Annotated in this window: 18 protein-coding genes; 8 read left to right on the top strand and 10 right to left on the bottom strand. The window is 43.9% G+C overall.

The window, feature by feature from the left end:
* Positions 1 to 45 precede the first annotated feature (45 nt).
* The gene (locus A3738_RS05960) at positions 46 to 471 is read right to left on the bottom strand and encodes a thioesterase family protein (protein ID WP_197469375.1); all 426 of its coding nucleotides are present in this window, start codon (positions 469 to 471) and stop codon (positions 46 to 48) included.
* Positions 472 to 579: 108 nt separating this feature from the next.
* Here A3738_RS05960 and A3738_RS05955 point away from each other — a divergent pair, with 108 nt between their 5' ends.
* A complete protein-coding gene (locus A3738_RS05955) occupies positions 580 to 2,139 on the top strand; it encodes an HDOD domain-containing protein (RefSeq protein ID WP_068763444.1) in 1,560 nt (519 codons plus the stop codon).
* Positions 2,140 to 2,143: 4 nt separating this feature from the next.
* Here the strand turns inward: A3738_RS05955 and A3738_RS05950 are convergent, their stop codons facing one another.
* Positions 2,144 to 3,880 carry a LysM peptidoglycan-binding domain-containing protein gene (locus A3738_RS05950; RefSeq protein WP_068502582.1) on the bottom strand — a complete coding sequence of 579 codons (1,737 nt, stop codon included), beginning with the start codon at positions 3,878 to 3,880 and terminating at the stop codon, positions 2,144 to 2,146.
* Positions 3,881 to 3,918: 38 nt separating this feature from the next.
* The gene (gene gloB, locus A3738_RS05945; RefSeq protein WP_068479622.1) at positions 3,919 to 4,698 is read right to left on the bottom strand and encodes a hydroxyacylglutathione hydrolase; all 780 of its coding nucleotides are present in this window, start codon (positions 4,696 to 4,698) and stop codon (positions 3,919 to 3,921) included.
* A gap of 100 nt (positions 4,699 to 4,798) precedes the next feature.
* On the opposite strand from gloB, the gene A3738_RS05940 reads away from it, so the two are divergent.
* The 4 genes from A3738_RS05940 (at position 4,799) to A3738_RS05925 (ending at position 8,618) form a co-directional block, all read left to right on the top strand.
* Positions 4,799 to 5,590 (top strand): class I SAM-dependent methyltransferase, encoded by a 792-nt coding sequence (locus tag A3738_RS05940; protein WP_082869227.1) that lies wholly within the window; start codon positions 4,799 to 4,801, stop codon positions 5,588 to 5,590.
* A gap of 27 nt (positions 5,591 to 5,617) precedes the next feature.
* Entirely contained in the window at positions 5,618 to 6,067 is a 450-nt protein-coding gene (rnhA, locus tag A3738_RS05935) for a ribonuclease HI (protein ID WP_068479624.1), read from the top strand.
* Positions 6,068 to 6,075: 8 nt separating this feature from the next.
* Positions 6,076 to 6,771 carry a DNA polymerase III subunit epsilon gene (gene dnaQ, locus A3738_RS05930; protein WP_068502579.1) on the top strand — a complete coding sequence of 232 codons (696 nt, stop codon included), beginning with the start codon at positions 6,076 to 6,078 and terminating at the stop codon, positions 6,769 to 6,771.
* Between the two features lie 155 nt (positions 6,772 to 6,926).
* Positions 6,927 to 8,618, top strand: coding sequence for a hypothetical protein (locus A3738_RS05925; protein ID WP_068479626.1), 1,692 nt, complete (start codon positions 6,927 to 6,929; stop codon positions 8,616 to 8,618).
* 67 nt (positions 8,619 to 8,685) lie between these two features.
* Here the strand turns inward: A3738_RS05925 and A3738_RS05920 are convergent, their stop codons facing one another.
* Positions 8,686 to 8,997: an SCP2 sterol-binding domain-containing protein gene (locus A3738_RS05920; protein ID WP_068479737.1), complete on the bottom strand. Its 312-nt coding sequence runs from the start codon at positions 8,995 to 8,997 to the stop codon at positions 8,686 to 8,688.
* Positions 8,998 to 9,275: 278 nt separating this feature from the next.
* On the opposite strand from A3738_RS05920, the gene sohB reads away from it, so the two are divergent.
* Positions 9,276 to 10,322, top strand: coding sequence for a protease SohB (gene sohB, locus A3738_RS05915; RefSeq protein WP_068479739.1), 1,047 nt, complete (start codon positions 9,276 to 9,278; stop codon positions 10,320 to 10,322).
* A 25-nt stretch (positions 10,323 to 10,347) separates the two neighbouring features.
* Here the strand turns inward: sohB and A3738_RS05910 are convergent, their stop codons facing one another.
* Entirely contained in the window at positions 10,348 to 10,740 is a 393-nt protein-coding gene (locus A3738_RS05910) for a YchJ family protein (RefSeq protein WP_197472465.1), read from the bottom strand.
* Between the two features lie 3 nt (positions 10,741 to 10,743).
* The gene (locus tag A3738_RS05905; protein WP_068479628.1) at positions 10,744 to 11,922 is read right to left on the bottom strand and encodes a cation:proton antiporter; all 1,179 of its coding nucleotides are present in this window, start codon (positions 11,920 to 11,922) and stop codon (positions 10,744 to 10,746) included.
* 122 nt (positions 11,923 to 12,044) lie between these two features.
* Here A3738_RS05905 and A3738_RS05900 point away from each other — a divergent pair, with 122 nt between their 5' ends.
* Together A3738_RS05900 and A3738_RS05895 are read left to right on the top strand one after the other, a co-directional pair.
* Positions 12,045 to 14,141, top strand: a complete 2,097-nt coding sequence (locus A3738_RS05900; protein WP_068479630.1) for an AarF/UbiB family protein — start codon at positions 12,045 to 12,047, stop codon at positions 14,139 to 14,141.
* Entirely contained in the window at positions 14,125 to 14,730 is a 606-nt protein-coding gene (locus tag A3738_RS05895; RefSeq protein WP_068479632.1) for a pseudouridine synthase, read from the top strand. The genes A3738_RS05900 and A3738_RS05895 overlap by 17 nt, the downstream gene beginning before the upstream one ends.
* A 4-nt stretch (positions 14,731 to 14,734) precedes the next feature.
* On the opposite strand, the gene ggt is transcribed toward A3738_RS05895, so the two are convergent.
* The 4 genes from ggt to A3738_RS05875 all read right to left on the bottom strand — a co-directional run.
* Positions 14,735 to 16,486 (bottom strand): gamma-glutamyltransferase, encoded by a 1,752-nt coding sequence (gene ggt, locus A3738_RS05890; protein WP_068502576.1) that lies wholly within the window; start codon positions 16,484 to 16,486, stop codon positions 14,735 to 14,737.
* A 10-nt stretch (positions 16,487 to 16,496) separates the two neighbouring features.
* A complete protein-coding gene (locus tag A3738_RS05885; protein ID WP_068479636.1) occupies positions 16,497 to 18,491 on the bottom strand; it encodes an acetoacetate--CoA ligase in 1,995 nt (664 codons plus the stop codon).
* A 38-nt stretch (positions 18,492 to 18,529) separates the two neighbouring features.
* Complete coding sequence (locus tag A3738_RS05880) at positions 18,530 to 19,426, bottom strand: hydroxymethylglutaryl-CoA lyase (protein WP_068479638.1); 897 nt, start codon at positions 19,424 to 19,426, stop codon at positions 18,530 to 18,532.
* A gap of 3 nt (positions 19,427 to 19,429) precedes the next feature.
* Positions 19,430 to 20,003 (bottom strand): enoyl-CoA hydratase-related protein (locus A3738_RS05875; RefSeq protein ID WP_068763442.1); only part of this gene is annotated, 574 nt, incomplete at its 5' end.

The following is a 20,003-nucleotide window of genomic DNA, read 5'->3' as shown; positions in this document are numbered from 1 at the left end:
TAGAGATGAGCCAATGGCTGTCACGCTCATCTCTAATTACCAGATTTAGAAATCTAACTCTTTTATTGTTTTGACTATTTCAATTGGGATGTGGTGTTTCTGATTAGTGTTGTAATCAAAGAACACAATTGTTCCTTCTCCCTCAGCTGCGATTCGGCCTGATTTGTCGCTTTTAACAAAATACTTCATCGTAAATCTATCTGCGCTTAACTCGGTTATTTTCGTCGCAACTGTTATGTTGTCTGGGTATGTCAGCGGCGCTTTAAAGCGGCATTGCGTTGAACCCAAGATTGGCCCGATACCATGAATTTGCATGTATTCGTTGATTCCAGTCTCTTCAAAGTAGGCAATTCGAGCACTCTCAAAGTATTTGAAATAAACCACGTTATTCACATGTTGGAATGCATCCATTTCTCCCCATGCGACCGGGAGATGTATTTTGATATTGCAGTTATCGAAGGTCTCAGACACGAACGTTTTCCTTTATTGTTTTGTGCTTAGAACTTAACAAATACTTCTACTCGATAACAGTTTTTAGTTTGATTGCTAAACTATATAGCTCGTACGTGAGGATGATGTATGCGCGAGCAAAAACAAAAAGGGCTGCACGGGTGGATTAGATTACTGGAGGGTAGCCAAGCCGCTACGCTTGCTGGATTACTTAAAGAATTAGATCGCTTGACTGCAAGTGACGATTCATCTGCGATTCAGTTAGGCGAGGTATTGAGAAAGGACGCGAGTCTTACAAGTCATATTATAAGGATTGGAAACTCCATCCAGTTTAACCCGAGTTCAACACCTGTTACGACCGTTAGCCGAGCAATTATAAATATTGGATTTAAACATATACGTAGTGTGTGCTTGGCCGTAAAAGTACTTGAGTTGTTTTCGATGAACAATGCGAGTGACCAGGTGGCAGACCGTTTGGTAACGGGACTTCATTCTTCTTTTCAAGCGCGTGCTTTGTGTTCCCGACTCAATGAAACCGAGCGTGAAGAGGTGTTCATAGCTTGTCTGCTGAGTCAGTTAGTCGAATTACTTATCGTATCGTCTTGTGATCCGGAAGGGAATTTATATGCGAGCAAGGTTGAGGCTAGCACTACAACAGAAGAGCGAAACATTATCGCCAATAATGTTCTAGGAACTCGCTTAGATACCTTGTCGAAAACACTAATGAAACGCTGGCAGATAGATGGATTAATTAATGATCTCTATAACCCCAGAGCGGTTGATCAGCGTCTGAAAGCTATAGTGCTTGGTCAAGATGCATGTGAAGCGGTTGAATCGGGGGAAGACAGTCGAGTCTTCAAAAGTGTGTTGAAGAAAATGGTCGCATATACCGGTAAAACCGGAGTACATGTGAAAAGCGATGTCCGCGCTGCACGTTATGAAGCATTGCTGGCAATCAAGGAATTTGATGATCAAAAGATTATTACTTGTGCGCAGCGCCGCTTGTCAGATAACAGCGATTCAAGCGAAGTAGATGCTGTACAACAAAGCTCTGAGGGAAGTGGGCTGTCTGCTGAAGATGATGTAAACGCTGACTCTGATCCACAGATTATTCTTCAGAATGATACGAACGAGTCTGATAGTGGTTTGGTAAAGCAAGTAAAAACGCATCATGACTTTGACGCGCAAAAACAGCTGCATGTAAGTCAAAAGCTTACCGAAATGTTGTTGGCAAACGAATTTGAAATGAATGGTTTTTTCCGTTTGCTGCTGCGAGGTGTTTATTATGGCGCGGGCTTTGAACGCTGTGCATTGCTCCTTAAAAATACAACTACTCATCGGTATGTGTGTAAGTTAAGTGATGGCATCTCAAAGATATCGAGCAATGTGTCGGTGACGCAAGAGATAGAGCAGAGCGCCTCATTCGAACAAGCAATGGTTAGCGAAAAAGCGTTTATCTTTAAAGTCGGCGATGCTGACAGTGATAAAAAACTCGATGCGCTTGCTTTCAAAACGGGTGTTGAGACTTGTTTGGTTGCAGTGTTGAAGTCGCAGTTTAAACCGATTGGTTTTTTATATGCAGATCTTTATGAGAGTAAGCGAGAAATCGACACGGCATACGTAGAGCGGTTTAACCAACTCTACGTTCAGTCAAAACTAGCGTTGAACATAATTGGCAAGAAAAGTTGAATACTTAGCCTTGCGTGATATCAACATAGACCGTGATGCGTTGGCCTGGCTGAAGATATTTTTTTCCGCCAAGCTTGTTCCATTTTTTTAGCTCGTTGATCGAGACTTTGTATCTATTGGCTATGCGCCATAAAGAGTCACCGTTGCGTACGCGATAGCTGAGTTTTTTGAGCTTATCTCTCGGGGCATACGAGCTTGCTATCGAAGGCTGATAACGTGTTGAAGCAGGTTTTGCTGAGGCTTTTTGTGCAGCTGTATTCGACCAAATTAGCAGTGTTTTACCTGGACGAAGAACATCTCCAGGTGCCATTGCATTCCATTTTGCTAGCTGGCGAACGCCTACTTTGTGCGCGCGAGCTATATCCCAGAAGGTATCTCCAGATTTCACCTTATAGAAAACCTTACTGGCTCCGTTCTTACCCCTGACTTTCGTCTGCGCGGAGCTGATACGGTTTTGCTCACTCATGTTGTAGAAATGCTTGTTCTTCGACGCCACGGGGATTAGTAAATTTTGGCCTTGGTAAATAGTATTGCCGCGAATATTGTTTACTTGTCGAATCAATGAAGGGGTCGTGTGGAATTTTTTAGCAATAGTACCCAGAGCGTCGCCACGTTTCACGACATAGCTATCCCAAGTTAAGCGCTGTTTTTTGGGGAGTTGCGATAGCTTCTCTTCGAATGATTTTGAAATACTGCTAGGCAGTAAAAGGCGGTGTGGGCCGGCAGGAGGTGTCGCCCACTGGTTTAATCCCGGATTGAGTTGATAGATTTCCTCTATATCAATTTCAGCTAATGAAGCCGCTTGAGCAAGGTCAATCTGCGAATCTAGTGCGATCACATTAAAGTATTTTTGATTCGCGATGGGTTTGAGCTCAAGTCCATACTTTGATGGATCGGCAACAATTTTAGCCATCGCAATTAGTTTAGGAACGTAAGCGCGCGTTTCTTTTGGTAGCTTTAATGACCAAAAGTCAGTGGGCTTTCCCGCTTTTTTGTTTCGTTTGATTGATTTGCTAACACGCCCAGGTCCAGTGTTATAGGAAGCGAGTGCGTGCATCCAATTACCATCAAAACGTTTGTTGAGCCAACGCAAGTATTTAATAGCACCTTCTGTCGAAAGAATTACATCCCTGCGTCCGTCGTACCACCAATTTTGATGCATGCCATACATTTTCCCGGTGCCTGGGATAAATTGCCAAAGCCCAGACGCTCGCCCATGACTGTAGGCAAATGGGTTAAATGCGCTTTCTACAATAGGAAGTAAGGCTAATTCCAAAGGAAGGTTTTCTTCTTCTAATCGTTCAACGATGTAGTACATGTAACGTGCAGATCGCGTAAACACGCGGTCCAAGTAAGCTGGGTGCTTCACATACCAATTTAACTGTGCACGTATGCGATGATTATCTTCGCTCAAATCAAATTCTAGGCCGTCTCGAATACGTTGTAGCAAATCAGTAGGTCTGCCGATCGCTTCGACCACTTCAACCGGCAATGGCTGATGTTCCGTCTCTACGAGCCAACCGTTCGGCGCGTGGGGGAACATCAAAGGTTTGAGAGCGACTTCATCTAAATAATCTTCGAACCAAGTGATATGAATAGTTTCTAGAGGAGGAACAAAAACTTGCTCGGTTTCATCAATAGTAGCGATCTCACTATCTTTATTGATATTGGCTTTAGACGCAGTATTCAGAGTACTACAGCCATTTAAAAAAATGAGAGCGACAAAAAGCAAACGGAACATGTGTGAACTAACTACCTTGGTTACATCAAGAAAAAAACTTAAGCGTTATCTTTTGCATGGCGTATTGCCGCGAAGCGATCTTCTGCTTCTGACAACGCTTTATAGTTGAGTGTTTGGAGATTATCGATGATCTCCGGATCAGATTCCCTTAAAAAAGGATTAATTTTTAATTCCTGGGACAACGTTGTCGGGATTGTTGACTCATTATTCTCACGTTTGAGGGTGCATTGATTGTGATAGTCCTGAAGATCTTTATTATTCGGCATAAGCGACAACGCGAAATCTAAATTAGATAGTGTGTACTCATGGGCGCAATAAATTTGCGTTTCGGCAGGAAGGTTTTGCAGCTTTCTAAGTGAGTCGTGCATTTGTTTGGCGGTGCCTTCGAATAAGCGGCCACACCCAGCTGAAAACAAAGTGTCACCACAAAATAGATGCGTACTTTCTTCATTGGACAGAACGAACGCTATGTGATCAAGAGTATGCCCCGGAACGTCAATAACCGAGAAAGAGTTTCCGCCGGCAATTACCGAATCTCCTTCTCTGACTTGTTCCTTGATACCACCGAAGCGTGATTCTGGACTGCCTATAACGCGGAGATTTGGGAAGTTTGTCCCAAGCGTTTGTATTCCTCCTACATGGTCGGGGTGATGATGCGTTACAAGTGCGGCTTCAAGATCCAAATTATTATCTTCTAAAAATCTTAGTACTGGCGTTGCATCACCAGGATCAACAATAACCGCTGTCGAATCGTCATGGATACACCAAATGTAGTTATCTCGAAATGCCGAAATCGTTGAAATGGTACAATGAGCCATGTTAAACCGCCGTAGTTCTGTGATTACTTTAAGCTACGATAGTATACTGAGTTGTGCTGCAAGCAATACTTAAGCTTCATACATGAATTGAGGACGCGTTTTGACCATAGATGTTAGAACAGATGATGACGATTCTTTGAAAAAAATTGCCCATTATCAGTATGTTCAAAAACAATTAGAAGGCTGGTTCCAAACTAGCGCCGGACGTGAATTGCTGGCCGACCAGCGGCGTTGTATAAACGGCCTGATTGAAAGGAATGTTGGTGTTCATCAGGCTGAATTGTGTGTATCTCACCGCATACCTGTTGGAAATGCGAGCGGCTTAGGTCATCGGTTTTATGTCGTTCCGAACTATGAAGTAGAAATGCCTAACAACACCTTGGTTTGTCAGACAACAGACATTGCATTGCCGCATGACAGTGCTGACTTAGTGATCATGCATCACGCTTTGGATTTCAGTCCTTCTCCTCATCAAACTTTGCGCGAAACCTCTCGTATCTTAAAGTCCAACGGGACTTTGGTTTTAATTGGGTTCAATCCACTGAGTTTGTGGGGTTTGGCTAAATTAGCCAATAGATCTCGATCTGGCATCTGGATGAATCGCTTTTTATCGGGCAATAGAGTCGCTGATTGGTTAACGCTGTTGGACTTCAAAATTGAAAGTCATAAATATCACTTTTATGCCCCAACCATTAATCGCCCTGGTTTAGCTAAGCGCTTTGCTTGGATAGAGAGTGTCGTCAACGCCAAGGTGCCATTGGGCGCTTACTACGTTATTATGGCGCGCAAACAGCAGTTGGGTTTGATTAATACCTCCCGACGATGGGCGCGAAAGCCCAACGTCATCGGATTGCCCGTAGCGAATCGACAATCGAGAGATTCGGAAAAATAGTTTTTATTACCGCCTAGATCAATATTCATGAGTACAGAAATAGATATTTATACCGACGGTGCGTGCAAGGGTAACCCAGGCCCCGGAGGCTGGGGAGCTCTGCTTATAAGCGGTACACACAGAAAAGAATTGTTTGGTGGTGAGCTAGATACTACGAACAATAAAATGGAGTTAACTGGTGCCATTGAAGGGCTTCGTGCATTAAAAAGGCCTAGTAAAGTGCGTCTTTTTACTGACTCTCAGTATGTAAAGAATGGTATTGAAACTTGGATTCACGGTTGGAAAAAGAACAATTGGAAGACCTCTGCTAAGAAAGCCGTAAAAAATGCTGATTTGTGGAAAGCGCTAGATGCGATGTGCCAAAGCCATGAAGTTGAGTGGCATTGGGTAAAAGGTCACAGCAATCATACCGAGAATGATATCGCAGACGCACTGGCGAACAAAGGTGTTGAGTACGCACTCAATAACAAAGGGTAGATGTAAGAATGAGACAGGTAGTTCTAGATACCGAAACCACGGGTATTGACCCAAAACAAGGTCATCGCATTATTGAAATCGGTTGCGTTGAGTTGATCGATCGTAAGCTGACTGGCAATCATTACCATGTTTACATTAACCCTGATCGCGTTGTCGAAGAAGAGGCGATTTCCGTTCACGGCATTACCAATGAGTTCTTAGAAGACAAACCTCGTTTTGCTCAGATAGCCGATGATTTTTTCGCATTCGTTGATGGTTCGGAACTTGTCATTCATAACGCAGCGTTCGACGTTGGCTTTATTAACCATGAATTCTCGTTGCTCAATCCTAAACGTCAAGTTATTGAAAGTAACTGTGGTGTTCTTGATACCTTGGCAATGGCGCGAGAAAAACATCCTGGCCAAAAGAACAATCTGGATGCTCTCTGTAAGCGCTATGGGATAGATAATGGACATCGTACACTTCACGGCGCGTTACTAGATGCCGAGATTCTTGCAGACTTATATCTATTACTGAGTGGCGGGCAATCTGCTTTTGAACTCGATGCAAATAGTGCATCTGGTGGACAGGTCGGAGACATTCGACGACTGGATCGTTCATCTGGTCAATCATTATTGGTATGTAGTGCTCAAAGTGATGAAATTGAAGCGCATAACCTATACATGGAAAAGCTACAAAAATCGTCCGGAAAAACTCTTTGGTAATAATGGCTTAGTTATTTTTATTAATTTCTTTTCTCCACAAGTCCTTGCTTGTTAAGCGCCGAAAATGATCTATAAATTAAAGGTATAGATTAAAAGTAGGTTCCGGCTTAGTGCCATACTAAGTTTACAAACACAAAGATTGGAGTGGTGTCATTATGTCGCATGAAATAAATAGCGCGACTTTAGACGTTGTACATAAGGAAGTAGAGAACACCTTACAAGCGGTAGAACAGAGTCTTTCTCGGTTTCTTGATGATAGGGATAGCGGTGAAGACCTTCAAAATTGCATCGATCAATTAAATCAGTTGCGCGGTATTTTTGTTGTTGTTGAGCTCCAAGGTGCCGAGACACTTGCTGCCGAAGCGGTCCAGCTAGCTACTGAAGTACCGGTTGGGGCTGCTGATGATAAAAACGAATTATTATCGAAGCTCAGTGATTCCGTGTTTGTGCTGAAACGTTACACAGAGTTCTTGCAAACTGAGAAAATTGATTTTCCAGAGTTACTCCTCGACACAATTAATCAATTAAGGTTGCAGCGAAAAAAATCTGTATTTTTAGAATCACATTTCCATGAGTTTGATTCAACTAAGCAGATTGATTTAGCTTCGGTAATCGCTTTAGATAAATTTTCCCCTCTCGGTGACTTTTCCCACCATGCTCATCGCTATCGTCACATGTTCCAGACTGGTTTGCTTTCGATCTTGCGTTCCAATGATACAACTGTAGCTCTCAAGCTTATTGATCGTTCTCTGGAGGGGGCTGCTCGTCTCAGCGTAGGTTATGCGATGGCGCCAGTATATGCCTATGCGCGAGAACTCGTTTCTAGCCTCGAACATAATCAAACTGAATTTACGGATGAGCGTAAGCGGCTATTTATGCAGATTGAGAAGCTCGTTCGTTTGATGGTAAGTAATGGTGAAGATTCTCGAGATGAGTCGCCAGACCAAGAGCTGATGCGTGAAATTGCTTTTCTACATGCAGTGGTTGATCAAAATAATCTGTCTGCTAAACAAGTTCTTGATCAGATTGATCTTGCTGTACGTTATACAGAACAGGAGCGTGTAGATGCCAAATCGCGTTTGATGGGGCCGGGCTCTCAAGTTATAGATTCTTTATCTCAGGCTGTCAGTGAAGACTTAATGACAATTAAGGAAAAGCTCGATCTCTTTGAACGTGGATCTAGTATTGATGAAGAAGATATCAACTTGGTCTCTGAGGTCTTAACTCGCCTGTCGAGTGTTTTAATTGTTTTGAACCTGCCTAGACTTAGTGCTGACTGTACGGACAAAGCAGCCATTGTTCAGTCGTGGATAGGAGCAGAAGAGTCAATTGTTGAGAATGATCTGCTGTTAGTGGCAGACTCAATCATTGGCGTTGAAGCTGCTTTGGCAAAATATAAAGAGTCTGGAAGTGATATTGACCATGTTCTAGTTGAGAAGGATCCTGATAATCACTTCTTGAAAGAAGCCAATATGATGGTTGTTGAGGAGTCACAAAGCAGTTTGGTGTTGACGAAACGCTCTATTACAGCTTATGTCGAATCCGCTGGTGATAAGTTGCATTTAGCAAATATCGGGCAGGCACTCGATTCAGCGCGTGGCGGAATGCTTTTACTCGGTAGAGAGCGCGTCGCGAGTGTGATTGCTGCTAGTGAAAAGTGCATTCAGCAAGAGTTATTAGATTCACAATCACTGCCTGATGAAAAGCTTTTGGAAACCTTGGCAGACGCTTTATCGTCTGTCGAATACTACATTGACTCTCTAGGTAAAAGTAGCTCATTGAATGATGACCTGCTTAAACTGAGTGAAGATAGTCTTAAATCTATCGGGTACGACGTAGTCGCATGATGTGCGGCAATTGAGCAATAAAAAAGGCGACATGAAGTCGCCTTTTTTATTGCACTAAACAGCGGAATTACATGCTGAATAGTTCGCCAAGCTTAGTAGCTAGCATCATGTCGCCTTCTGCACGAAGTTGACCAGCCATGAATGCTTGCATGCCGTCAGTTTCGCCACTTACGATACCGTTAAGTGTTTCAGTGCTCATGATCAAAGTTACTGAAGGATCTTCGTGATCGCCTTCTGCTAGTGCGCAAGTGCCATCAGCAATTGTAAGGTTGTAGTTAGCATCGTCTTCAATGTTGAATTGGAAAACTAAGTCCAAGCCAGCTGCTGCATCAGCGTTAAAGTTGTTTTTTAGCGTTTCAAAAGTTGAAGCTACAGACATGAGAATACCCTTCATTTTATCTGTTAATTATAAGCCAGAGAAATCTAGCTCACTAAATCTTATAGGTGCCTGATTATTAGATTTCAGGAAACGAGCACCCATCAGTTTTCCAGTACAAACCGAAAAACGAGACAGCAGAGTAGGTTGTATGAACAATCATGTCAACACTTAGCAATCAAACGCTCGTTCGATTTAATTACAAGCACGCCAAACCTTGTAATAGTTGGCAAAAACCCTAATATCGATAGCATGAAATTTTAATGATAAAAGAGGTGGTAGTGGAATTCTTAAGCGAGTACGGAATCTTCTTGGCTAAAGCAATTACGGTCTTGGTAGTTTTGCTTGTTGTAATCATTGCAGTCGCAGCTGCTTCGTCAAAAGGAAAGAGAGATAAAAAGGCCGAACTTAGAGTAACTAAGCTGAATGATGAGCTGGCGGAAAATAAGGCTCTTCTGGAAGAGGAGCTTCTATCGAAGGAAGTCTTAAAGCAACGTGAGAAGGATGAAAAGAAACTCGTTAAGGAAGAAAAGAAGTCGCGCAACAAGTCGCCTGAAAAGCCGAAACCTCGCGTCTTTGTACTAGATTTTGATGGCGACATCAAAGCCAGTGATGTCACAACTTTACGTGAGTCAATAACTACGCTTCTTCAAGTGGCAGATCCTCAGCTAGACGAAGTAGTTATTAAGTTAGAAAGCGGTGGCGGTATGGTTCATTCTTATGGTCTAGCTGCTGCTCAATTAGACCGTGTTAAAAAGGCTGGGCTTCGATTGACTGTTGCAGTCGATAAAGTTGCCGCTAGCGGTGGTTATATGATGGCCTGTGTCGCCGATAAGATTATCGCTTCTCCCTTTGCTATTGTCGGCTCGATTGGTGTCGTCGCGCAGCTACCGAACTTCCATAAGCTTCTCAAGAAGAATGATATTGATTATGAGATTTTGACGGCAGGTGAATACAAGCGAACGCTCACGATGTTTGGTGAAAATACAGACAAGGGTCGTGCTAAGTTCCAAGATGATTTGGAAGATACGCATGGTTTGTTCAAGAGTTATGTGAATGATCGTCGTCCACAAGTAGATATTGATGTTGTGGCGAATGGGGATATTTGGTTCGGCTCACAAGCGCTAGAAAATAAGTTGATCGATGAAGTAATGACATCGGACGAGTATGTTGTGCAGTGCTGTCAAAACGCAGATGTTTATAGTATTGCGTTTAAAGAGAAAAAGACCTTGGCGGACAAGCTCGGTTTTGCTGTGGCGAGCGGTGTCGAGCGCGCTTTTCTTAAGTTTGTGTCTGAACAAGAGAGTACTAAAGGTATGCGCGCATAACACGCGTAAGCATTTATATTAGAGCCTAATCATTCGATTGGGCTTCTACGTAAACCCACCTGCCATCTATGCGCGAGAAGTGACTGTTTTCTACAATTTTTTCGGCCTTTCCGTTTACTTTATAACGCGCTACAAAGTGAACCCAGCCCTCTTCATCATCTTTCTGTCCTAGGCGAGTTTCTATGATCTTTAAACCGATCCAATTCGTTTCTTCAAGCTTTAAATCATTGGGGCGATGACTTGGGTGCCAGCTATGCACTAAGTAATCGAGGTCATTTTTTACAAACGCAGAGTAACGTGAACGCATAAGTTGTTCTGCTGTTTGTGCTTCTCGTCGGCCTGAATGTATCGCGCCACAACATTGCTCGTAGGAGCAATCGCTTCCGCATGGGCACGATGGATTAATTGATTTTGCCACTTGTCAGTCTCTCCGTAACTTATCGCTGACCGCAATCGGGCTAGGATAGCGAAAGATGACCATGTAGCTATTGATAATAAACGTCAAAATAGCGGTAGCCTGAATTAAGTGCGAAGCTTCGTTGCTAATGAGCTGCTGACTAAACGCCAAAAACGCAATCATCAGTGAGAACTCGCTTATCTGTCCAAGGCGCACACCAACTTCAGTAGCTCCCTCTTTTAGTTCTCCGGTTTTTTGAAGTAAGAAGCTGAAACACCAGGGTTTGAACGCAATCATCACAATGCCCAAGATAAGTGTTGGAATCCAGATACTTTCGAGGAGTGCGTGGTTGAAGTTTGCGCCAAGTGAGAAGAAGAAAAGTACTAAGAAAAAATCACGTAATGGTTTTAAGTTGACGGCTATGTATTGTGATATTGGACTGGTCGCGAGACTGATGCCGGCGATGAACGCGCCGATTTCGAGAGAAAGGCCAAGTTTTTCCGAAGCTTCTGCGACCCCTAAGCACCAACCAATCGATAGCAGGAACATGTACTCATGAAAACGATCGAATTTAGTGAATAGAGGAAGAATGATAAAGCGAACGATCAAGTAGCACGCTAGTGCAACGAAAGGCAGCATCAATAGTGTCGTACCTAGTTCTAGGATTTCAAAGTCGGCATCTTCACTAGATGTAAAACTTCCGATTAATAGCAGCACTAGAATTGCAATTAAGTCTTGAATAAGCAACAGAGCGACAACGAGCTCGCCAGTATGTCGGTGATGAAGAACTGTGGTAGGTAGTAATTTAATCCCTATGATGGTGCTTGAGAACACCATGCACGCACCGATGATGAGCGCTTCTAGTTGAGTGAAACCGAATTGGATTGAAACAATATATCCGAGCCCCGCGAATGCGACCGATGAAACAATTGCAACGAAACTTGCCTTGCCAAACATTGCGCCTAAGCTTTTAGGCTGCATGTCTAAGCCAAGTAAAAACAACAAAAAGATAATACCAATCTCGGCTATTTCGCTAAGCATTCGAGCGTCTGACACATAGTCCAAGCCGAATGGCCCAACGATTGCACCAATAATGATATAGGCGAGTATGAGTGGCTGTCGCGCATACAGAGCGAACGATGCAACGATAGCTGCGCCAGTAAAAATTAAGAAGAATGAATGAACTATCGACGTTTCAGGCATGAAGCATGCTGTCCTTGTGTTATGATTCTTGGCCCGTTTCTGTGATCTATTTTCGAGAAAGCCTTATGGCTTGTAAAGACTCTCGCTCGACTAAATGAGAATGACGATATATTGGTAGTGTTATGAAGGATTATGACAACGATACGAACGAGCTCTCTGCGTTGACCGATTCGCTTAAGAGCATAAGTAACTCAACTTGGTCGTTTCTCAAGCGTTCGGGAAGCATCGCCACGAGCAGTTTGGCTTTGCCTACCTTGTTTTCTCCGGTTTTAAAACTAGTTATATCAGATGAAGATGTAAGTCGTTCTCAGTTAGCTGAGACATTAGATGGTCTGTTTGATGGACTCTATGCACATCCAGTTTCCAATTACTCAAAGGATGTAACCGCATATCTTCGTAAAAGTAGTTTCATCCCAAATGAAGAAAGTACAGAGAGACTCATCAAATACTTGGTTTCGCAGTCTATCTCTCGCAGCCCTGTAGAGATTCCCGAAGTAGTTATAGAAGAGTTTTGGTTGTTCTTTCAAGAACTGATTGAGAGTCCAGAGCTGCAAGGGATTTTTGAGCTAAATCTAGAGATCACCCGCGCAATTATCCGCGTCTACGAGCCGCTTTTGGTAGAGGCGATCAATACCATCAAGCACTTGAGAAAAATCAATCGTGACGGTTTTAATGAAATTGTACGTAAGCTACAAGTATTGCGCGGCGATATTCAGATCTTAAAGCGTCAAATTCAAGCAATCCGTTACATAAAACCTTTCTTGGAAACCGACCCTAAAGACTTCCATGCCCAAGCGCAAATCGTTTCGAAGATGGTAAGTGAATTCGGTCCCTTGTTTATCAAAATGGCACAAGTTGCTGCGGCCAGTGCTGATTTTCTGCCCGAAGAAATTTCACGCGAACTTGCGGTGTTCCAGCAAGATGTTGAGCCGATGTCAGTCGAACAAGTGAGAAAAGTGTTTTTTGAAGATTTTGGTCAGCCGCCAGAGAGCATGTACTACGAATTTGATGCATCAAAGCCTCTAAAAAGTGGGTCAATTGGTTCCGTGTTTTTGGCCAAGAAAGCCGTTGAAAATACGAATTCAGAGTTAGAAACATCAACAGTACTGGTACCTATTGTCGTGAAAGTTGCGCGTCATAATCTTGAACGCGAATTTGCGATGGGTTCGTTGGCAATCGAATTAATGTTGATTAGTAGTCAGTATTGGGCTCCTCACTCAAAACTTAAGCCTTTTTTGAAATCAATGGCAGAACAAATTAAAGAGTTCACGCGTGGTTTTGAGCAAGAGTTAGATTTCTCTTTAGAAGCTGAAACACAAAGACGTTTTTACGAACGAGCACTTGGTTCTGATTATTGGTCGGTGCCAAAGGTCTATGGCGCGAGCGGACGCGTGATAGAAATGGAGTATGTGTCTGAGGTGAGTCCGATTTCTCAGGTCTTGGAATCATGGGGGCAATCGCATGAAGGAGATGTGTCGCAGTTCAGACGGCGCGTCGCACACAATTTTATTTATACCGTTGTAGAACAGTTTGCCTTATATCAAGAGATACATGGTGATCTACACCCTGGAAATGTGCTCGTAGATGAGCGTGCACATCTATATTTAATCGATTGGGGTAATAGTGTTCAAATGCGCGGAAAGTGGGGGTACGTTTATTCCTACTTAACGTCCGCTTTGTGTGGCGATGTTGATGCATTAACCGATACGCTGATCGCAATGAGTACTAATCCTGCAAAACATGAATCTCAGCGTGCAGATATTCATAAAGCCTTGCTCGAAACGATGTCTAAGAAAGGCATACAGCCAATTGAGATTTGGAATGTTAGGCAGTTTATGCACGAAGGAGCTGATGGTTTGAATATGCGTGTTAGCGCAGCGCTGCAGCTCTTGTCTAATACGTATCAGTTAGGCATGACCATTCAGAGTGACTACTTGCATTTAACAAGATCAATTTCGGCTTTGGTAGCAAGTTACGCCAATCTCTATGCGCAAGAAAAGAAAGTAATGGTAGCCAAGGACTTGCTAACTGGTTTCGCAACTGTGCCACTCAAGTATGGAATATTAAATATCGTCGAAGATGTGTCTTCCTATGCATGGAATCGATTCAAAGAAATACCAGTTCGTATTCCTAAGGTTTCGATGGAATTAGTGCCGCTTAATTCAACTCCTACCGAATCTCAAGAAGCAGTGCGTGGTCCGAATGAAAGTGATCACTGAAAGCGCGGATTTTATTGCGCTTTCAAAACCTGCGAACGTATGTTTCCACACTGAGTTAGATGATAACGGCGAGACTCAAATTGGCTTTGTTGAATCAGTGCGATCTCACTTTAATGACGATCAACTTTACCCAGTCCATCGCTTAGATCGTGTTACAAGCGGCTTAATGTTGTTTGCTAAGGGGCCACAAGTAAATAGAGATATTTCTGTTTTGTTTCAGAACAAAACGATCAAGAAAGAATACCTCGCCCTAAGCCCAAAAAAACCAAAGAAAAAGCAAGGTCTCGTGTCAGGTGATATGACAAAGGCACGTGGCGGTAGCTACAAATTGGTGAGGACCTTCGAAAACCCCGCAGTAACGAGATTTAAGGCACATAAGCATCACGATAATTGGCTGTTTTACTTGTGGCCAGAGACTGGGAAAACGCACCAACTTCGAGTGATGTGTAAGTCGCTGGGCAGTCCAATACTTGGCGATAAGCGCTATGGTGGTGAAGACGCAGACCGTTGCTACTTACATTCTCGCTCACTAAGTTTCGAACTGCATGGTGTTAAGCACGAGATTATTGATGAGCCGGATTTCTTATAATCCGTTATCGTGCGTTCGCGCTACCTTCGCGACGCTTATCTGCTGCGCCTTTGAGCAAGTCTTTTCTAATTTGTACAGCGTGTAGACCCGAATTCAGATCTCTTTGATTTACTTTGTACCCCAAGTTTTTAAGGGCGGAAATGTCCTCATCGGACCAAGCATCTTTTTCAATATCCATGTCGCCATAACGGTTGCTGATATGAGGTGCGTTGATCGCTTCGATTAAAGGCTGTCCCCACGCTAAGAGCCGTATAAGTGAGTTTGCTACGTAGTTTATGATTCTTGATCCACCTGGAGAGCCGATGGCTAGAACTGGTGTATCACCTTTGAATACGATAGTTGGTGCCATCGATGAACGCGGTCTCTTACCAGCTTCTACATGATTGGCGATGAGGCCTTTATCGTTCTCAAATTTGAAAGAAAAGTCGGTGAGTTCGTTATTTAAAAGAAATCCTTTGACCATCACTCGAGAGCCAAAAGCATTTTCAATGGTGCTTGTGCTGCTTATGATGTTGCCTGACTTGTCGACCACCACGAAATGCGTGGTAGATGGTTGATCTACATTTATTCCCGTACTTAGCGCGATCTTGTCACTGAAAGGAGAGCCTGCTGTCAGCGTTGGACTTTTCTTCGATGTATTGACCTGTGACGCTCGTTCCGAAATATATTCTTCATTTAATAATGAGCTGGGTACATCGAAGTAAGCTGGGTCTGCGATGTACAAAGCGCGATCGGCGAATGCTAGGCGCGTTGACTCTGCGATGACATGCCATGCTTGAGGCGACTCTGGCGGGTAATCGATTAAACCAGCGGCTTCGCTTGTCATTAGAATCTGGCCTACTGTGATCGCACCGCTGCTAGGTGCTCCCATGCCGCAAACACGATGTTCTATAAATGTGTGACAAACAGGTACACGTTCAATGACTTTGTATTGTTTAAAATCTTCGATACTAAGTAAGCCTGGGTTATTCGCGCTTTGAACCGCGTTAACGATGTCGACTGCGAAGTCTTTATGATAGAAATACTCTCCGCCGCGTTGTGCGAGTGTGGTTAGCGTCTCTGCGTACTCAGGGTTTACTAATTTGGTTCCTGCTGAAAGCGGCTCTCCTTCGGGTAAAAAATAAGCCGCTGTGCTTGGGTGAGTTGATAAGCGATCTTGGTCTCGCTGCACCGACTGCGCCATTCTGTTGCTGACGATAAAACCTTCCTTTGCGATACTAATTGCAGGCTCTAAGAGTCTAGCCCACGGTAGGCTTCCATCTTTTTGATGCATGTGCCATAGCGTTGCAACTGTTCCGGGAGTGCCAACAGATCTGCCTCCCACAACTGCATCGAAAAAACCCATTTGGGTTTGATCTTTATTGAGGAATAAATCTTTTTCTGCGTCTAATGGTGCGGTTTCACGTCCGTCATAAGCAACCAAGGTTTGATTGTCTGACTTATAGAAAAGCGTAAAAACTCCGCCGCCTAACCCTGAAGATTGCGGCTCAACCAAGCCTAAAACAGCTTGTATTGTAACCATCGCATCAATGGCATTTCCACCTTGATTTAGTATCTCCGCGCCCGCCTTAGAAGCCAGCGGATGAGCCGTGACCACCATCTGAGTATCGTTCTGTGCAACCTTTTGCAAATCACTGTATGGGTTGTTTGATTGAGATAAATCAGTGCTCGATTCGGGTTCCACAAACTCACTTTGCTGTGCAGCATGGACAAAACTAGCTGTTAGGCTGATAAGTAGTAACAAGGTTGCTTTCATATGATGCCTATCACTCTTGGAGTTCAGGAATATCTTTAAACAAATCTAAGGCTGCCGGATTTGCGATTGCTTCAGTGTTTTTAACTTCTTCACCATGTACGACTGAACGCACGGCAAGTTCAACAATTTTGCCACTGCGTGTACGGGGAATTTCACTGACTGCAATGATTTTTGATGGTACGTGTCTCGGTGAGGTATTGTTACGTATCTGTTGCTTAATGCGAAGACTGAGATCTTCGCTAAATCGTACTTCGGGCATGAGGACTACGAACAAGATAATGCGTTCGTCTTCGTCCCATTTTTGCCCGATAGCAAGTGATTCAAATACCTCATCAATTTGTTCGACTTGGCGATATATCTCTGCTGTCCCAATTCTTACGCCGTTTGGGTTTAGAACGGCATCTGAGCGGCCGTGAATCATTATCCCTTTTTGCACCGAGCCATCAGACAACACATGTAAGGATTGTTCACCAAAATCTCCGTGCGCCCAGGTGTTTTCGAAGCTGTCGAAATAGGCGCGTTTGTAGCGTTGACCTGATTCGTCTGCCCAAAAATAAATAGGCATGGACGGAAAGCTTGTGCGACAAATTAATTCACCTTTGCCTGACTCAAGTTCTACACCTGATTCGTCAACAAACGCGATATCCATTCCAAGTCCAGGAGCTTGTAGTTCTCCTCGATAGACTGGAAGCGTTGGAACACCGAGAGCGAAGCAAGAAACGATATCTGTACCACCTGATATGCTTGATACACGTGCATGAGGAGCAACATGCGCATATAGGTAATCAAAGCTCTCTGGGACCAAAGGCGAGCCGGTCGATAGTATGGCCTTTAGGCTTGTAAACGGGTGATCTTTGTTTGGTTTTAGGCCAAATTTTTCAGCCGCGGCAAAGTATTTTGCGCTTGCTCCGAATACTTCGATGTCTTCTGCTTTTGCTAGCGAAAACAAGCTGTCTTTTTCAGGGTGAAAAGGCGACCCATCATAGACCACCAAACTTGCTCCTAGGGCCAAACCGCTGATATACCAATTCCACATCATCCAGCCGCAGGTAGTGAAATAAAATAGTTTTGTCCCTTCAACAACGTCACTGTGTAAGGACAGCTCCTTGATGTGTTGAAGTAAGGTTCCGCCCACTCCATGAACAATGCATTTAGGCTTTCCAGTTGTGCCTGATGAATAAAGGATATAAAGCGGGTCGTTAAAATCGACTTCTTCAAAATGAAGTTTGATCTTGTCGTTACTCTTAATCGCATTAATCCAATCTAAGTGCTTAGCAGTATTGAGTGTCAGGATATGGGATGTGTCGCGATCAATAGGGTTAAAACTAATGACTGCTTGAAGTGAGGGTAGGCTGTCAACGACAGAACTAATCTTGTCGGCAAGAGAAAGTACTTTTCCAGCATATATATACCCAGTGCATGTAATCAACAGTTTGGGTTCAATCTGACTAAAGCGGTCTAGTATTCCGCTTTCACCGAAATCAGGCGAGCAGGATGACCAAACTGCGCCTAGAGAGGCACATGCTAGCATCCCAATAATTGCGTGCTCACTATTGGTTGTAATCGCAGCAATGCGATCACCTTTCTGTATGCCATTGTCTTTGAATGTGGAGGCGAGGGCAGCAACTGCATCTTGAAGTTCTTTGTATGTATAAGAGCATTGTTTACCAAGCTCATTAAAGACTGTTATTGCTGTAAGGTGAGAGCTCGTTTTGGCATAACGCATCATATTTTCAGCGAAATTAAGCCTAGTTTGGGGGAACCACCTTGCGCCGGGCATCTGCGTGATCTCGCTTACAATCTGAGCGCTACGACTCCCTATTACATCGTAGTATTCCCAAATAGCTGACCAGAACAAGTCTGGATGAGCGATCGACCAATTATAAATCGCTTCGTAGTTATCAAGATAAATCCCGTGTTGCGCGCCGAGCCATGTGCCAAATTTGGTAATGTTAGCCTGATCAATTTGATCCTGTGTCGGGGCCCATAAAGGCGCATGTGACATGTGAAATCCTTGTTTTTGTTATCTGATGGAATAGGGCCTTAACAACTTTTGAATAGCGCTTTTCCAACACTAGATTGATTCTCGCGACCGAGAACGTCTGATATTTTGTTACCGGCGCTCGCTAATTTCTCTAAATTAATACCAGTTTCAAACCCGCCGCTGTGAAGAAGGTACACCAAATCTTCTGTCGCTAAATTGCCTGTTGCACCCTTTGCATAAGGGCAGCCGCCTAGACCCGCAACAGAAGCATCAAAGCAACGTATTCCAGCCTCTAGTCCAGCATAAACGCTAGCTAGGGCTTGACCATATGTATCGTGAAGGTGGAGGGCCAATTTGCTTGTATCAAATTCAGACGACATCAATGAGAGCAGTTGTTTGGTGTCATAAGCCGTACCAACCCCGATGGTGTCACCGAGTGATACCTCATAACACCCTAAATCAAATAGCTTACGCGTCGTTTCAATTACCTTACGAGGGTCTACTTTACCGCCATACGGACAAGCAAAGACACAGCTCACGTATCCTCTTATAGGAACGCCATCTGAATTAGCCTGCTTAGCGAGCTCTTCAAATCGTTGGATACTTTCATCGATAGAGCAATTGATATTGCGCTGACTGAAGGCTTCCGAAGCAGCTGCGAAAACAGCAACCTCTTCCGCGCCACAGATTTTAGCTGCTTCGTAACCACGAAGATTTGGTGTAAGTGCGGCGTAGCGTGTGTTGGCGTTGCGATCAATCATTTCAAACAATGCGTCGCTATTCGACATTTGTGGCACCCATTTTGGCGAAACAAAGCTCCCAGCTTCGATATAACTGACACCAGCTGCGGAAAGCTCATTTACAAGTGAAACTTTAGCCTCAAGTGGGACAATTGCTTTTTCATTTTGAAGCCCGTCTCTAGGCCCAACTTCTACGACGCGTACAAAACCACTCATACCTTACTCTCCAAAATCCTTATCAACCCAGCTCGGAGCGCGTTTTTCGAAGAATGCACTTAAGCCTTCTTGTCCTTCTTCCGATACACGCAGTGAGGCAATGATTTCTGCCGTCGCATGCTGTTTATCTTGGTTTAAGTCTGATTCGGAAACTTGCCTTATTAATTTCTTAGTTGCGATGCTTGCCTTAGGGCCGTTGCTGATAATCTGTCGGAGCACCTTGTCGACCGCGTCATCAAGTTGACCTTGCTTTACGACTTCATGCACCAAGCCCCATTTTTCAGCTTGCTGAGCATCAAATAACTCGGCGGTAAGAAATAGGCGACGGCATCGTCTTGCTCCCATCGCTTTGAGGACATACGGGCTAATTGTTGCAGGGCTTAAACCTAGTTTTACTTCGCTCAAGCAAAACTTAGCATTATCAGACGCGATGGCAATGTCACAGCAACTAATCAGGCCAAGAGCACCACCGAACGCGGCGCCTTGAATTTTAACGATGGTTGGGACGGACAAGGTGTTAAGCGTCTCCATCAACAATGCGAGTTGCTTGGCGTCTTCAAGATTTTGCTGGTAATCC

Source organism: Oleiphilus sp. HI0066 (assembly GCF_001635725.1).
The sequence above is the reverse complement of the archived record's forward strand: the minus strand, read 5'-3'. Positions and strand labels throughout refer to the sequence as shown.

What these genes read in the sequence shown, in the direction of transcription:
- A3738_RS05955 (WP_068763444.1), top strand. Translation starts at nt 580, where the DNA reads ATGCGCGAGCAAAAACAAAAAGGGCTGCACGGGTGGATTAGATTACTG.
- A3738_RS05950 (WP_068502582.1), bottom strand. Translation starts at nt 3,880, where the DNA reads ATGTTCCGTTTGCTTTTTGTCGCTCTCATTTTTTTAAATGGCTGTAGT.
- gloB (WP_068479622.1), bottom strand. Translation starts at nt 4,698, where the DNA reads ATGGCTCATTGTACCATTTCAACGATTTCGGCATTTCGAGATAACTAC.
- rnhA (WP_068479624.1), top strand. Translation starts at nt 5,618, where the DNA reads ATGAGTACAGAAATAGATATTTATACCGACGGTGCGTGCAAGGGTAAC.
- dnaQ (WP_068502579.1), top strand. Translation starts at nt 6,076, where the DNA reads ATGAGACAGGTAGTTCTAGATACCGAAACCACGGGTATTGACCCAAAA.
- A3738_RS05925 (WP_068479626.1), top strand. Translation starts at nt 6,927, where the DNA reads ATGTCGCATGAAATAAATAGCGCGACTTTAGACGTTGTACATAAGGAA.
- A3738_RS05920 (WP_068479737.1), bottom strand. Translation starts at nt 8,997, where the DNA reads ATGTCTGTAGCTTCAACTTTTGAAACGCTAAAAAACAACTTTAACGCT.
- A3738_RS05905 (WP_068479628.1), bottom strand. Translation starts at nt 11,922, where the DNA reads ATGCCTGAAACGTCGATAGTTCATTCATTCTTCTTAATTTTTACTGGC.
- A3738_RS05900 (WP_068479630.1), top strand. Translation starts at nt 12,045, where the DNA reads ATGAAGGATTATGACAACGATACGAACGAGCTCTCTGCGTTGACCGAT.
- A3738_RS05895 (WP_068479632.1), top strand. Translation starts at nt 14,125, where the DNA reads ATGAAAGTGATCACTGAAAGCGCGGATTTTATTGCGCTTTCAAAACCT.
- ggt (WP_068502576.1), bottom strand. Translation starts at nt 16,486, where the DNA reads ATGAAAGCAACCTTGTTACTACTTATCAGCCTAACAGCTAGTTTTGTC.
- A3738_RS05885 (WP_068479636.1), bottom strand. Translation starts at nt 18,491, where the DNA reads ATGTCACATGCGCCTTTATGGGCCCCGACACAGGATCAAATTGATCAG.
- A3738_RS05880 (WP_068479638.1), bottom strand. Translation starts at nt 19,426, where the DNA reads ATGAGTGGTTTTGTACGCGTCGTAGAAGTTGGGCCTAGAGACGGGCTT.